The 14305-nt window shown below is 60.2% G+C and carries 13 protein-coding genes, 1 pseudogene and 1 riboswitch; of the genes and pseudogenes, 9 read left to right on the top strand and 5 right to left on the bottom strand.

All coding sequences use genetic code 11. The features are described from left to right. Positions 1–42 precede the first annotated feature (42 nt). Both WGT02_RS35320 and ctlX read left to right on the top strand, forming a co-directional pair. On the top strand, positions 43–1098 hold the full coding sequence (locus tag WGT02_RS35320; RefSeq protein ID WP_208245351.1) for an ornithine cyclodeaminase: 1056 nt from the start codon (positions 43–45) through the stop codon (positions 1096–1098). A gap of 11 nt (positions 1099–1109) precedes the next feature. Next, positions 1110–2039 carry a citrulline utilization hydrolase CtlX gene (gene ctlX / locus WGT02_RS35315; RefSeq protein ID WP_208245352.1) on the top strand — a complete coding sequence of 310 codons (930 nt, stop codon included), beginning with the start codon at positions 1110–1112 and terminating at the stop codon, positions 2037–2039. A gap of 401 nt (positions 2040–2440) precedes the next feature. Here ctlX and WGT02_RS35310 read toward each other — a convergent pair whose 3' ends face one another. The 4 genes from WGT02_RS35310 to WGT02_RS35295 all read right to left on the bottom strand — a co-directional run bounded on the left by WGT02_RS35310 (position 2441) and on the right by WGT02_RS35295 (position 6714). Beyond that, entirely contained in the window at positions 2441–3394 is a 954-nt protein-coding gene (locus WGT02_RS35310; protein ID WP_024315593.1) for a sugar-binding transcriptional regulator, read from the bottom strand. A 21-nt stretch (positions 3395–3415) separates the two neighbouring features. Beyond that, the gene (locus tag WGT02_RS35305; RefSeq protein ID WP_208245353.1) at positions 3416–4882 is read right to left on the bottom strand and encodes a glycerol kinase; all 1467 of its coding nucleotides are present in this window, start codon (positions 4880–4882) and stop codon (positions 3416–3418) included. 66 nt (positions 4883–4948) lie between these two features. Then, positions 4949–5905 (bottom strand): transketolase family protein, encoded by a 957-nt coding sequence (locus tag WGT02_RS35300; RefSeq protein ID WP_024315595.1) that lies wholly within the window; start codon positions 5903–5905, stop codon positions 4949–4951. Beyond that, positions 5905–6714 (bottom strand): transketolase, encoded by an 810-nt coding sequence (locus WGT02_RS35295; RefSeq protein ID WP_024315596.1) that lies wholly within the window; start codon positions 6712–6714, stop codon positions 5905–5907. Before WGT02_RS35295 ends, WGT02_RS35300 begins: the two co-directional genes overlap by 1 nt. A 212-nt stretch (positions 6715–6926) precedes the next feature. Between WGT02_RS35295 and WGT02_RS35290 the strand changes: the two genes are divergently transcribed. From WGT02_RS35290 to ribB, 7 genes are all read left to right on the top strand, one after another. Further along, complete coding sequence (locus tag WGT02_RS35290) at positions 6927–7907, top strand: ABC transporter permease (protein ID WP_208245354.1); 981 nt, start codon at positions 6927–6929, stop codon at positions 7905–7907. A gap of 117 nt (positions 7908–8024) precedes the next feature. Next, a complete protein-coding gene (locus tag WGT02_RS35285; RefSeq protein WP_024315598.1) occupies positions 8025–8954 on the top strand; it encodes a sugar ABC transporter substrate-binding protein in 930 nt (309 codons plus the stop codon). 28 nt (positions 8955–8982) lie between these two features. Continuing rightward, positions 8983–10461 carry a sugar ABC transporter ATP-binding protein gene (locus tag WGT02_RS35280; protein ID WP_024315599.1) on the top strand — a complete coding sequence of 493 codons (1479 nt, stop codon included), beginning with the start codon at positions 8983–8985 and terminating at the stop codon, positions 10459–10461. Positions 10462–10482: 21 nt separating this feature from the next. Continuing rightward, positions 10483–11271: an SDR family oxidoreductase gene (locus tag WGT02_RS35275; RefSeq protein WP_208245355.1), complete on the top strand. Its 789-nt coding sequence runs from the start codon at positions 10483–10485 to the stop codon at positions 11269–11271. A 4-nt stretch (positions 11272–11275) separates the two neighbouring features. After that, the gene (tpiA, locus tag WGT02_RS35270) at positions 11276–12013 is read left to right on the top strand and encodes a triose-phosphate isomerase (RefSeq protein ID WP_208245356.1); all 738 of its coding nucleotides are present in this window, start codon (positions 11276–11278) and stop codon (positions 12011–12013) included. Between the two features lie 71 nt (positions 12014–12084). Next, positions 12085–12867: a glucose 1-dehydrogenase gene (locus tag WGT02_RS35265; RefSeq protein ID WP_208245358.1), complete on the top strand. Its 783-nt coding sequence runs from the start codon at positions 12085–12087 to the stop codon at positions 12865–12867. Between the two features lie 105 nt (positions 12868–12972). Next, a riboswitch (FMN riboswitch) is annotated at positions 12973–13119 on the top strand. Positions 13120–13232: 113 nt separating this feature from the next. Continuing rightward, positions 13233–13862: a 3,4-dihydroxy-2-butanone-4-phosphate synthase gene (ribB, locus tag WGT02_RS35260; RefSeq protein ID WP_029710111.1), complete on the top strand. Its 630-nt coding sequence runs from the start codon at positions 13233–13235 to the stop codon at positions 13860–13862. Between the two features lie 189 nt (positions 13863–14051). On the opposite strand, the pseudogene WGT02_RS35255 reads toward ribB, so the two are convergent. After that, positions 14052–14253, bottom strand: a pseudogene (locus WGT02_RS35255) (flagellar basal body rod C-terminal domain-containing protein); the annotation flags it as partial. Positions 14254–14305: the final 52 nt, after the last annotated feature.

Raw genomic sequence — 14305 nt, 5'->3', positions numbered from 1 at the left:
CGCTAACCTCGCTCTATCAGCTCAGCGCCAGAGGAATTCGTGATGCCGTCACCCCTTCCATCGGAAAAAGCCTTCGTACCCTTCGTCAGCGTCGAGAACATGATGCGGCTTGTCCACCATATCGGGCTGGAAACCTTGCTGGCCGAGCTCACCGACGTCATCGAGGCGGATTTCCGCCGATGGGAGCTCTTCGACAAGACACCGCGGGTCGCCTCCCATTCCCGCGAGGGCGTGATCGAGCTGATGCCGACCTCGGATGGCGAGATCTATAGCTTCAAATATGTGAACGGCCATCCGAAGAACATGGCGCAGGGCCTGCAGACTGTCACCGCCTTTGGCCTCCTGGCGGAAGTCTCGACCGGCTATCCGGTGCTGCTGACTGAAATGACGCTGCTGACTGCGCTTCGCACCGCCGCCACCTCGGCCATGGCGGCACGGCATCTGGCACCAAAGGGTGCGCGCACCATGGCGATGATCGGCAACGGCGCGCAGGCTGAATTTCAGGCGCTTGCCATGAAGGCCGTCTGCGGCATCGATCGCATCAGGCTCTACGATATCGATCCGCTGGCAACGGCAAAGATGGTACGCAACCTGTCGGGCGCCGTCTTGACGGTTACCGCCTGCACCTCGTCGCAATCCGCAATCGAAGGCGCCGACATCATCACCACCTGCACCGCCGACAAGCAATATGCGACGATCCTCACCGATAACATGATCGGCGCCGGCGTCCACATCAACGCGATCGGCGGCGACTGCCCCGGCAAGACCGAGTTGCATTGCGATATCCTGCTGCGCGCCCACACCTTCGTCGAATATCCGCCGCAGACGCGCATCGAAGGCGAGATCCAGCAGATGGAACCGGACTACCCTGTTACGGAATTGTGGAAAGTAATCACCGGGCAGGCGCAGGGGCGGCGCGATATCAGCCAGATCACCCTGTTCGACAGCGTGGGTTTCGCGATCGAGGATTTTTCCGCGCTCCGCTACGTCCGCGACCGGCTCAAGGGCACAGGGCTCTACCAGGACCTCGACATCATCGCCGACCCCGACGATCCGCGTGATCTCTTCGGCATGCTGCAGCGGGCAAGGCAGGCGTAGGAGCAAAAACGATGCCGCGACATTCAGCCTATTCCATCCAGGCGCCCTGCGCGGTCGTCATGGTGCGTCCGCACCATTTTACCGTGAACACGGAAACGGCGGCCGACAACCATTTCCAGACCAGTCAGGACGTGAGGGAGGATCTGTCATCCGTCGCGTATGGTGAAATAAATGAGGCCGCCGACACGCTCGGACGTCTCGGCGTCGAGGTGCATCTCTTCGAGGATACGGGGTGCCAGACGCCGGATTCGGTCTTTCCCAACAACTGGTTCTCCACCCACGCCGGCGGTCACATCGCGATCTATCCGATGAAGGCCGTCAGCCGCCGGCGCGAACGGCGCAGCGACGTCACCGAAATGCTGAAGACCCGCTATCGGGTGCAGGAGGTCATCGACTATTCGGGCCTTGAACCCGACGGGCTCTTTCTCGAGGGCACCGGTGCCATGGTCCTCGACCACATTGACCGGGTCGCCTACGCGGTGCACTCCGACCGCACCGATCCGATCGCGCTCGAACGCTTCTCGACCCATTTCAATTACGAGCCGATGGTGTTCGACGCCCGCGACGAAAACGGCGTCTGCGTCTATCACACCAATGTTCTGATGTGCATCGCCACCGATTTCGCCATGATCGGGCTGGAGATGATGACCGATCCTGCCAGACGGCAGGAGATCGTCACCAGACTGGAGCGGTCCGGCCGGAGCATCGTTGCGCTCACCAACGAGCAGATTTCGCGCTTTGCCGGCAACGCCCTTGAGCTTCAAGGAAAGGATGGTCGTATCCTGGCGCTTTCGACCACGGCGCTTGCCTCGCTCGACGGGGATCAACTTGCCGTGATCGAGGAAAGCGTCAAACCCGTCGCCCTTGATATTCCGACGATCGAAAAAGCTGGCGGATCGGTCCGTTGCACGCTGGCAGGCATCCATCTGGTACAGCGCTGATAAGCGCAGAGCGTTGCGGCGCAAACCGGACGCGCAAACCAAACCAGGTGCAGTTTTGGCGCCGCCGCAAATGGTGCTCGTCATGGGTTGAGCACGCGAGCATCCGAGCCGTCGATTTGCACGAGACCTCTCCCGGTATTTTTTCACCTCGAGGCCGTTTTTAGCAGCGGCAACGCTCGCCCACCCGCATCCACATCGGCGAGGTCCAATGCATGGCCTGCACGTACCGGGATGACGTCTACGTGCGCGTTGCGCTGGCGGAGCGCTGTTGGAACGCAAGGTTCCAATCACCTTCGACAGTGGTGTTCGGCGCGGGTGACGCGGCCAGCCTTCGGCGGCTGGAAAGGCGTGCAGTCTCTGCTTCGGCTTTAGGTGGGCTCGGTGTCGCCTGGAGAGCGATTCTACAGATCAATCAATCGCTGAGCGGTGAACTTGTCAGTCACCAACATACCTATGACCCCAAGTCGCAGCGCGCCTGCAATAGCGGCCGTCTTTTTCAAGCCGCCGGCCAAAGCAATGACACGATCGACCCGAGCAAGATCCTCAAGCGGGATGCCGATAACACGCTCGTCCAAAGGCGTCCTCACCGCTTTGCCGTTTTTGTCGAAGAAACGGAGCGAGATGTCGCCGACGGCACCCGCATCCGCGAGATCAGCAAGCTCCCGCGACGAAAAGATGTTCCCCGACCGTGCGAGAAGTTCTGAGGGTTCGACTGCTCCGACGCCTACTATCGCAAGCGTGATACTGCCAAACAAGTCCATCGTCTCTCTGACAAATGGATCGGACTGCATGAGGAGCTTGGCCTCTCGCGAGGTGGTCACTCCTTGCACGGGAAGAAGTTTGGGCTCCGCACCGGTCAGCCGCGCAAGCCGTGTGGTAAGTTGGGTGGCGTGGGTCTGAACCGACGGATCGCCCATGCCGCCGAGGGTCTGAACGACGTACTTCGCCTGCGCGCTCTTCTGAGGGTGGATGTTTTCCACCATCTTGAAGATGGTTTGACTCCAACTCGAAACCCCGATGATCTCTCCAGGGGCAAGCGTGACCTCCAGGAGATGAGCTGCCGCTTCGCCGATCCGGGCCATGATGGCTCCGTCGCGGTCTTCCGTACACTCCACAACAACTGCCTCGGCCAGGTCGTACCTCTCACGGAGGCCCGCCTCGAGTTCGCTGTAGGTGCCAACAGGAGGTATGACGCTCGTCCGGACGATATCCTCCGCCTCAGCGCGCTTCAGCATCCGGGAGACTGTTGCCTGCGACAGCCGAAGATGCTGCGCGATCTCCGCCTGTCGCCGTCCCTCGATGTGATACATCTGGGCGACTCTTGAAATGAGGCGGAGTTCGTTTAGGCGAGACATCGCTGATCCCGGTGTGAATTTTTATTCACCTTTAGCCGGTGTTTGGCGCGACGTCGAGCGGGCGAGAGCATCATTCCAGGTATTCAGGAGCGCTTCTCGATCCACGCGTTCCGGGGCAATGACCTGCTTGCTTCGGGGCAGTCCCGCGATGACCCCGAGATCGCTCCACAGGCCGAGTGACAGTCCTGCAAGATACGCGGCACCCAGTGCCGACGCCTCGGGCGCCTCGCATTGGATGACGGCGCGTTCGACAAGGTTCGAGACGCACTGCATGAGAAATCGGTTCTGACTTGGTCCACCGTCGACATAGAGGGCGCCGAGTTCACCGCCGCTCTGCGCGCGCATGGCAGCGATCACGTCGTGGACCTGGAAGGCGATCGAGTCCGTCACAGAGCGCGCCATTTGAGCACGCGTCGTGCTGAAATTGATCAGCGAGAAGAGCGCGCGTGCGTCGGAGTTCCAGTAGGGTGCGCCCAGTCCTACGAAGGCGGGCACGAAGCCTGGTCCTCCTGGTTCGGCGGTCGCCGCCAGGTCGACAAGGGCGGCCACATCAGGCAGGCCGAGAATGCCCGCCATCCATGGGAGGCTTGCGGCGGAAACGAGAATGTTGCCTTCGAAGGCGAAAGTCGGCTTTCCACCGATGCGCCATGCGACCGTGGTCGTGACGCCGTTGCGCGGGGCGATGAACCGAGGAAACGTCGTCATCACCGAGGAGCCCGTTCCGAAGGTTACCTTGCCATCACCCGGCTTGAATGCTCCATGACCAAACAGGGCGGCATGGCTATCGCCGATCGCGGCCCTGATAGGTGTGCCGTCCGGTACGCCCGGAAGCCCCTGTGTCGCACCGAAATCCGCAGAGCTGTCGAGCACCTCCGGGAGGAGTGCGGTATCGACGCCGAAAATCACTCCGAGTTCCTCACTCCATCTCTGCTCCTGAAGGTCGAACAACTGGCTTCTAGCAGCGTTCGAGGCATCGCAGAGGTGCCGGCTCCCGCCGGTCAGGCAGTGCACGAGCCAACTGTCGATCGTTCCAAGCCGGACCGATCGGCCTGTCGGCATGCGCTCTAGCAGCCATCGGAATTTCGAACCGGGGAACATTGGGTCCAAGGGGAGGCCGGTGAGCGCCTGCACTCGGTCAAGACGACCTTCGGCAAGTAGACGTTCGCAATCCGGTGCCGTGCGTCGGCACTGCCAGCTCAGCACCGGGCCTAGTGCTTCGCCCGTGTCGGCGTCCCAGGCGGTGACCGATTCGCGCTGATTGGAAATCGCCACGGCCTCGATGGTCACATCGGGTGCGGCCTTCAAACAGGCGTCGATTGCTTCGCAGACGGAGGCGTAGAGCCGGCGCGGGTCTTGTTCGACCCAGCCGGGCTTCGGATAGGAGATGCCGACAGGGGCCGAGCCTCTGGCGATGACTTCTCCCTTATCGCAAACGAGAACTGCCTTGGAATTGGTCGTGCCCTGGTCGATCGCCAGAATAGCCCGCATCGTATCCTCCCAGATCATTCGACCGGGGCGGCGGAGTGTGCCCCGGGTTGATGAGGTACTACTAGTTTACTTGCGCTTGATCAGCGACTGCGCGGCGTCGGCGATTGCCGAGGGTGCCATGCCGAACTCGTCGAGTAGGAACTCCGCCGATCCGGTCGGAGCGTAGATGCCGGGAACACCCAGACGCTTCATCGGGACCGGAGCATTGTCGACCACCACTTCGGCAACCGCAGAGCCAAGCCCGCCAAAGATCGAATGCTCTTCGGCCGTGACGATTGCGCCCGTTTCCTTCGCTGCGGCGATGATGGCCTCCTCGTCGATCGGGCGAACCGTTGCAAGGTTGAGCACCCTGGCGCTGATGCCACGTACTGCGAGGAGTTCGGCAGCTTTCAACATGCGATGAGTCAAAGTGCCGTTGGCAATGAGCGTGACGTCCGAACCCTCGCGCAGGAGATTTGCCTTGCCAAGCTCGAACTTGTGACCTTCCGGAAGAAGGTCGGGCACGCCCACGCGCGACAGGCGGAGGAAGCATGGCCCGTGGTAGGTCGCCGCCCACTCGACGGCCGCGGCGGTTTCGATGCGGTCGCAGGGCGCGATCACAGGAAGATTGGGCAGGACGCGAGTCCAGGCGAAGTCTTCGATCGAATGGTGGGTCGGCCCCAGCTCGCCATAGGCCATACCAGAGGAAATGCCCACGAGTTTAACGTTCGCGTTCGAGTAGGAAATGTCGGCCTTGATCTGCTCAAGCGATCGTCCGGTTAGAAAGGGAGAGGCGCCGCAGACGTATGGAAGGCGCCCGCCGTTGGCGAGGCCTGCCCCAACGCCGACCATGTTCTGTTCCGCGATGCCGACATTTACCAGGCGCTCCGGAAACTTCGACTTGAAGCCGCCGAGCTTGGAGGAGCCTACGGAGTCATTGCAGACCGCGACGATCGTTTCGTTCTCGGCTGCCAGGCGCTCGAGCGTCGCTGCGAACGCGTCGCGGCAATCGTAGAGCTTGGGTGCGTTTACTGGCGCGTTCATCACAGTGCCTCCGACAGTTCTGCCAATGCGATTTCGTACTGTTCCTTGCTCGGGACCTTGTGGTGCCAGTCGACGCGATCCTGCATGAACGAGATTCCATGACCCTTGTTGGTGTGGGCCACGATGCAGTGCGGTCGCGATCCCCGGTGTTCGAGGGCCGGCACGACCTCGCTCATTTTGTTTCCGTTGATCTCGGTGACTTCCCAGTCGAAGGCTTCGAGCTTCGGACGGAGCGGCGCGAGATCGTTGGTGTCGGCCAGAGCGGCGCCCTGCTGGAACCTGTTGTGGTCGATGACCAGCGTCAGGTTATCCAGTTTGAATTGGGCCGCGGCCATGATCGCCTCCCAGTTGGAACCTTCCTGCATCTCTCCGTCGCCGGTGACAACGTACGTATGATACTTTGCGCCGGAGAGCTTGGCGGCCTTCGCCATGCCCACCGAAACTGGCAGACCATGGCCGAGCGGGCCGGTGTTTGTTTCGACACCTGGAACCTTGTTGCAGTTGGGATGCCCATTCAGTCTCGAGTGCGGCTGCAGGAAGGTGGAAATCTCCTCTTCCGGAATGAAACCGCGCTTTGCGAGCGTCACATACAGGGCGCACGCCGTATGCCCCTTGGAAAGAACGAACCTGTCCCGAGCGGGGTGCTTCGGCTGGTCCGGCCAAACGTTCAGCACGCGGAAATAAAGGGCCGTCAGGATATCGATGACCGACATCTCCCCGCCGATATGGCCAGCACCTGATTCGAAGACTGCCTGAAGATCGCGCAATCGGATCTCGCGAGCGAGGCGCTCGAGTTCTGTCGTATCCATGGGTTCCTCTCATGCATAAATATTCAGTTCTCAATATTTTTGCATACGAGCGCGTTTAGTCAACCCCCTCAGGCAAACATCATGCCAGGAGGAGCACGGACAAATGTTGTTGACAGCCATAAAGCAACTTGTTAATGAATTTTCCAACAGGCGTGCATAATTATTCTGCCCTGAACAAATATTGACAACCAGCCTAGACCTAGGGAGGAACGATGGTGGCGCTCGATATCAATGAACAGAGGCTTTCGGCCGGCACCTGGCTTGGCAAGGTCAAGGGAGCTACCGGTCCACTCGTGGGGCTGCTCGCACTTTGCGTCTTCCTAAGCTTCAGCACCGACGCGTTTCTCTCAGTTCGAAACGGCCTCAACATCCTCGATCAGATCACCGTCCTTGGCATCATGGCGGTTGGAATGACCTTCGTCATCCTCATCGGCGGCATCGATCTGTCGGTCGGTTCGGTGCTTGCGCTCGCTATGATGGTGATGGGTTGGACCGCCAACATCGCCGGCCTTCCACTCGCCGTCGGGATCGCTTTCGGCCTAATCGCCTCCGGCATTTCGGGGCTGATCGTCGGCCTGCTCGTGACGCAGTTCAAGGTTCCGGCGTTCATCGCCACTCTGGCCATGATGTCCGCAGCTCGCGGCGTCGCGAACATGATCACGGATGGTCAGCAGATCGTAGGATTCCCCGACTGGTTCATGATGCTTGCAATCGACCGCCATTTCGGCGTGCTGACGGCCACTGTCTTCCTGATGCTTGCCGTCGTCCTCGTGGCCTGGCTTTTCCTGCATTTCCGTTCCGAAGGTCGTATGCTCTACGCAGTGGGTGGAAATCCGGAGGTCGCCCGCCTTGCGGGTATCAACGTCAAGCTCGTGACGATCGGCGTTTACGTGGCGAGTGCGGTCCTTGCAGGACTCGCTGGCATCGTGCTGGCCGCCCGCCTTGACTCGGTCCAGCCGTCCAGTGGTTTCGGCTATGAGCTAGATACGATCGCTGCGGTCGTTATCGGCGGCACTTCGCTCTCCGGCGGAGCCGGGGGTATCGGAGGAACCCTCATCGGTGTCCTTATCATCGGCGTCCTTCGTAACGGTCTCAACCTTCTCAATGTCTCGCCGTTCCTTCAGCAGGTGATCATCGGAATCGTCATCGTACTTGCGGTCGGCGCGGAGACTATTCGTCGGCGTCGCGCCTGACGAAGGGGCCGCCAGGTCGGCGAAGCCCTGGAATTCCGCCCCAAAGGGTTGGAGCGGATCAATACCCCGAGGGGGAGGTATTACCCGAGGGTCCCATCAAACAACGGAGGAAATACAATGAAAATTGCGCGCACCATGCTCGCATCTGCTGCACTACTCGGTCTTACGCTCGGACCTGTACACGCCGCAGAGCTGAAGAAAGTCGGCCTCGCCGTTGCCAACCTTCAGGCAAACTTCTTCAATCAGATCAAGCAGTCGGTCGAAGACGAAGCCAAAAAGCGTGGCATCGAAGTCGTCACCGTCGATGCGAAGGGCGACGGACCGACGCAGGTCAACCAGATCCAGGACCTTCTAACACAGAACATCGATGCACTGATCTACATTCCGGCGGGAGCCGCCGCTGCGACCGTTCCGGTCAAACTTGCTAAGAGTGCCGGCGTTCCGGTGGTGAACGTCGACCGCAACGCCGACGGCGCACCGGGCGACACCTTCCTTGCAACGGATTCCGTAGCGTCCGCCAAGGCCGTCTGCGACTACATTCTGAAGCAAGCCGGCGGCAAGGGCAAAATGGTCATCATCCATGGTCAGAAGGGCACGACGCCCGAGGTGGACCGCTCCAAGGGATGTGCTGAGTCCCTCAAGGCAAATCCTGATGTAAAGGTTGTTGCCGAACAGTACTCGAATATCTGGAGCCAGGACGAGGGCTTCCAGATCATGCAGAACATGCTCCAGGCAAATCCGGACGTCTCGATCGTGTTCGCGCAGGCCGACGCGCTCGCACTTGGCGCCGCGCAGGCCATCAAGGTCGCCAATCCCTCCCAGAAGATCGTCGTTGGCGGCTTCGACGGTGACACTGCAGCACTCGAAGCTCTGGGCAGGGGCGTCTTCGACGTGACTGCGACACAGCAGACGCAGAAGATGGGCCGCGATGCGGTGGCAAACGCCGCCAAGCTTGTCGCGGGAGAGAAGGTGCCTCCGGTACAGCTTATGGACGCCACGTTGACGACAAAGGAAAACGTCGCAGGCTTCATCGCCAGCCACCCGTAACATAGTCAAGGTCTTGAGGAGGTGTGCCGTGACTGATCCGGTTCTTTCCCTGAAGGGCATATCGAAGTGGTATGGACCGCTCCAGGTTCTGAAGAATGTCAGCTTGGACGTCTATCCGGGCGAAGTGGTTGCACTTCTCGGTGAGAACGGAGCAGGCAAGTCAACGCTTTCCGGCATCATCGCCGGGTCACGCACGCCGTCCGAAGGGTCGATGACATGGCTGGGGCAGCCCTATGCCCCCGCCACCCCAAGAGAGGCGATCGACAAGGGCGTCGTCCTGATCCATCAGGAGCTGCAGCTTCTGCCGCAGCTCTCCATCGCGGAGAACGTCTTCATCGGACGTTGGCCCATGAAGAACGGCGTCGTCGACCGTGCCCAGATGGTTCGTCGCGCCCAGGAGCAGCTCGCTCGCCTGAACCTTCACATACCGGCAACGCGGAAAGTCGCAGGGCTTTCGACCGCAAATCAACAGCTCATCGAGATCGCGAAGGCGTTGGCTCTCAATGCGAAGCTCCTGATCCTCGACGAGCCGACGGCGGCACTTGGCGGCGCGGAGACGGAAGCCCTCTTCGAACAGGTTAGGAAGCTTCGGTCGGAGGGCGTCGGCATCATCTATATCTCCCACCGCATGGAGGAGATCAAAAAGATCACCGACCGGATCGTCGTACTTCGTGACGGGGAGCGCGTGCAGGAATTCGCCGACAGCGCGACACCCGTGCGAACCATCGTCGAGAGCATGGTCGGACGCTCGCTTGACCGCTTGTTCCCGACGCTGCCGGTGCCGACCGATCGGCCAATACTTCAGGTGTCCGGGCTGAGTTCTCCGGCCAATTCGTTCCGCGACGTTACCTTCGACGTTAAGGGAGGAGAAATCCTTGGAATCGCCGGACTGGTCGGCGCCGGCCGCACGGAACTTGTCCGCGCCATTTCGGGAGCGGATCCGATCAGCGCAGGCTCGATCAGGCTGGAAGGCGAAGAACTTAGGCTGCGTGATCCTACGGACGCGATCGCCAAAGGGATCGTAATGGTTCCGGAAGACCGAAAGGACCAGGGCCTGGTCGTCGGTCACCGGATCGGCGAGAACATCATCTACGCCAACCTCGACAAGCTTGGCGGGCGTTGGATCACGCCGCGCGTCAAGCGTTCGTTCGCGGAAATAGCTGTCGCCAAGTTCGGCGTAAAAGGTCGCGCCGAGCAGTATGCCTCGGACCTGTCCGGCGGCAACCAGCAGAAGGTCGTGATCGCGAAATGGCTTATGCGCGATCCCAAGGTCGTTGTGCTCGACGAACCCACGAGAGGCATCGACGTCGGCGCCCGGGCGGGCATCTATGACATCATCGTCAATCTTGCGAAACGGGGCGTCGCGGTCATCGTCGTGAGCTCCGACCTCGAGGAAGTTCTCGGCGTGTCCAATCGCATTCTCGTGCTTGCCCAGGGCAAGCAGGCAGGCATTCTCAATCGTGACGAGGCAAATGACGTCTCGGTCATGGAGCTAGCTACAATCTAACAGACAGAGAAAGGAAGAGCGGTGTCCGACATCACTCTGAACGCCCTGAAGCTTTTCGATCTCAGCGGCCAGGTCGCCGTCGTCACCGGCGCCGGCAGCGGGATTGGGCAGCGCATTGCCATCGGCCTCGCACAGTGCGGCGCCGACGTCGCGCTGCTCGACCGTCGAACCGACGACGGGCTGGCCAATACCGCTCATGACATTCAGGCCACTGGCCGTCGTTCTATCCAGATCGCAGCTGACGTCACGAGCAAGTCTTCCCTTGGGGATGCGGTGGCTCGCATTGAGGCGGAACTCGGTGCACTGACACTTGCAGTCAACGCCGCAGGTATCGCCAACGCCAACCCCGCCGAGGAGATGGAGGAGGAACAATATCAGACGTTGATGGACATCAACCTGAAAGGGGTCTTCCTCTCTTGCCAGGCCGAGGCTCGCGCCATGTTGAAGAACGGAGGCGGGTCCATCGTCAACATCGCTTCCATGTCCGGCGTGATCGTCAACCGGGGACTGAGCCAGGCGCATTATAACGCTTCCAAGGCCGGCGTGATTCACATGTCGAAATCCCTGGCGATGGAATGGGTCGACCGGGGCATCCGCGTCAACACAATCTCGCCCGGATACACCGCGACGCCGATGAACACGCGCCCCGAGATGATCGATCAGACCAAACTCTTCGAAGAGCAGACGCCAATGCAGCGCATGGCGACGGTCGACGAAATTGTCGGTCCGGCGGTGTTCCTGCTGTCGAATGCGGCAAGCTTTGTGACGGGCGTTGACCTGCTTGTCGACGGCGGCTTTTGCTGCTGGTGATGTGATGAGAAAGTTGGTTGCCGGCAACTGGAAAATGTACGGTCTCGCTTCCTCCCTGGCTGAGATCGAGGCGCTGAAGGGGCTCACGGGCGAGGCGGCGTGCGATATCGTCGTCTGCCCGCCCTTCACGCTGCTAGAAAAGGCCGCCGAACGAGCAAAGGATTCGACCGTCGCTATTGGCGCGCAAGACTGCCACCGGCAGATTTCGGACGCCTATACTGGAGACGTGTCGGCGGAGATGCTCGTCGATCCAGGCGCACGCTTCGTAATTCTAGGTCATTCCGAACGTCGCGTATTCCACCACGAGACCGATGCCATGGTCGCGACCAAGGTCACCGCAGCTCGCACGGCCGGACTGACCGCAATCATCTGTGTCGGCGAGACCCGTAGTGAACGCGGTGACGGAAAGGCGATCGAAGTCGTTGGCGCACAGCTACGCGCTTCAGTTCCAGCGGGTGCTTCCAGTTCGAACCTGGTCATTGCATATGAACCGGTCTGGGCGATTGGAACCGGTCTGGTTCCGACCATAGAGCAGATCGAGGAGATCCATTCTTCGATAAGGCAGAGGCTCGAAGAGCGGCTTGGCGAAGATCGGCGCAACGTAAGGATTCTTTACGGTGGCTCTGTGAAGGCCTCGAATGCAGCCGCCATCTTCGGGGCGGAAAACGTGGATGGAGCCTTGGTCGGAGGCGCATCGCTGAAGGCGACAGAGTTCGCCGGGATCATATCTGCAGCCGATTGAAAGAAGGCGTGACGCACTTGGGCTGCTTTGCGGCCGCCCGACATCGTCAGGCACCGCGAAAGGAAGAGAGTATGAAACGCTTCGAAAACAAGACCGTCGTCATCACCGGAGGCAGCCGCGGCATCGGTGCTGGGATCGCCAAGCGCTTCGCAAGGGAAGGGGCCAATCTAGTGGTCTCCGCCAATGAAGAGTCGGTCCATGCGGTCGCCGAGCAGATCAAGGCCGATGGCGGCAATGCTGTCTCATTCGTCGGAGACGTCACCGACAAGGCTAGCGTAAAGGCCCTCTATGACGCGGCGGAGAAGGCTTTCGGCACCGTCGACGTGTCGATCCAAAACGCCGGCGTCATCACCATCGCGCGCATCGAAGACATGACGGAAGGCGAGTGGGACAAAGTCATGGCGGTCAACACGAAGGGCGTATTCTTGTGCGCACAAGAAGCAATTCTGCGCATGCGTAAGCATGGACTCGCCGGCCGCATCATCAACACCGCCTCCGGCCAAGCGCGCGAGGGCTTCGTCTATACGCCACACTACGCCGCATCGAAGATGGGCGTCGTCGGGATCACCCAGAGCCTCGCCAAGGAGGTCGCGACCGAAAATATCACCGTCAACGCCTTTTGCCCTGGCATCATCGAGACGGACATGTGGGCCTACAACGATCAGGCCTGGGGAAAGCTCCTCGGCAACTATGGCCCTGGGGAACTCATGAAGGAATGGGTCGAAGGCATTCCGATGAAGCGGGCAGGGTCGGGCGAGGACGTCGCCGGTCTCGTCACCTTCCTCGCCAGCGACGATGCTGCCTACATCACCGGCCAGACGATCAATGTCGATGGCGGCCTGATCATGTCGTAGCTTATTCGACAATGGGGAACGGTGCGTTCACGAGAAGAATCATATTCTCGATTGCTCGGCGGCTGGAAGCCTCTTGCAAAACAACGCATCGATCCCCTATGTTACTGGTGTTCTCAGGGCGGGGTGCAACTCCCCACCGGCGGTATCGAGGCAACTCGGAGCCCGCGAGCGCCTTCGTGGATAAACGGAGGGTCAGCAGATCCGGTGAGATGCCGGAGCCGACGGTTACAGTCCGGATGGAAGAGAGCAATGCAGACGATTCCGCTATATGGGCGGAACCGGACGCTTGTTCGCCCAAGGGAAAATGGTGGCTTTGACAGGCCATGCACGCCACTCACAACGGCTAACCCTTGAAAGGCAAGAAAGTGACGATTTCCAAAATTGACGATGCGGTGGCCGCGATTGCGCGCGGTGAAATTGTCGTCGTTGTCGATGACCGTGACCGGGAAAACGAAGGTGATCTCGTGATTGCGTCAGAGGCAATTACTCCGCAGGCGATCGCGTTCATGATGAACCACGCACGTGGCCTCATCTGCGTCGCGATGGAAGGCGAAAGGCTCGATGAGCTCGATATCCCTCTAATGGTGCCGCGCAATACCGAAGTGCTCAAGACCGCCTTCACTGTTTCCGTGGACTATATTCCGGAAACGACGACCGGGATATCTGCTGCCGACCGTGCCGCAACCGTGCAAGCGCTTGTCACTGGTGGCTCACGTCCGGAGGACTTCGCGCGGCCGGGGCATATCTTCCCGCTTCGAGCTCATTCTAATGGGGTTCTTTCCCGTCCTGGCCATACCGAAGCTGCGGTAGATCTCGCCAAGCTTGCTGGTCTGGTTCCATCGGGCGTAATCTGCGAAGTGGCCAACGACGACGGTACGATGTCGCGATTACCGGAACTCGAGGCGTTTGCTGAGCGCCATCGCCTCCATCTCGTTACGATCGAAGACTTGATAGCCTATAGAACCGCGATGACCTTATCCGAGAGAGCGGCTTGAACTTTCGTAGAGATCGCGTTCGGTTGGGATGCGATCTCTCCCTTGAATCGGCGCCCGTACTCATGGGTCGGCATTTCGCCCCATTCTCGGACCCACTGAGGACGCGCAAGGGCCTGGACGATCGTCGAGTACGTTGCCGCAAGTACCGGTGTGCCGGTGACGCCCAGCCTGTCACATTACGGGCTGTCCTTATCTCTTCAGGTTGACGAGCAAGTCCATGATGTCGGAGCCCGTTTGGACATCTTGGAATTGGCCGTGTAGGAACGCTGGCCTCGATCATTTCGGTCAATTCGCCGGCGAGATCGACGTTCGAACTTTCCAGCGCACCCGATTGGATGGAGCCAAGGCCATTCGATTGCGGAAAACCGGTGAACGTCACGCCAGAGGCGCCTGGACGCCTTCAATCCCTGAAATCATCTATTATTTTCTGTGGCCGTTGAACT

This window comes from Rhizobium sp. T1470, from assembly GCF_042140505.1.
Taxonomy (GTDB): Bacteria; Pseudomonadota; Alphaproteobacteria; order Rhizobiales; family Rhizobiaceae; genus Rhizobium; species Rhizobium favelukesii.
The sequence above is the reverse complement of the archived record's forward strand: the minus strand, read 5'-3'. Positions and strand labels throughout refer to the sequence as shown.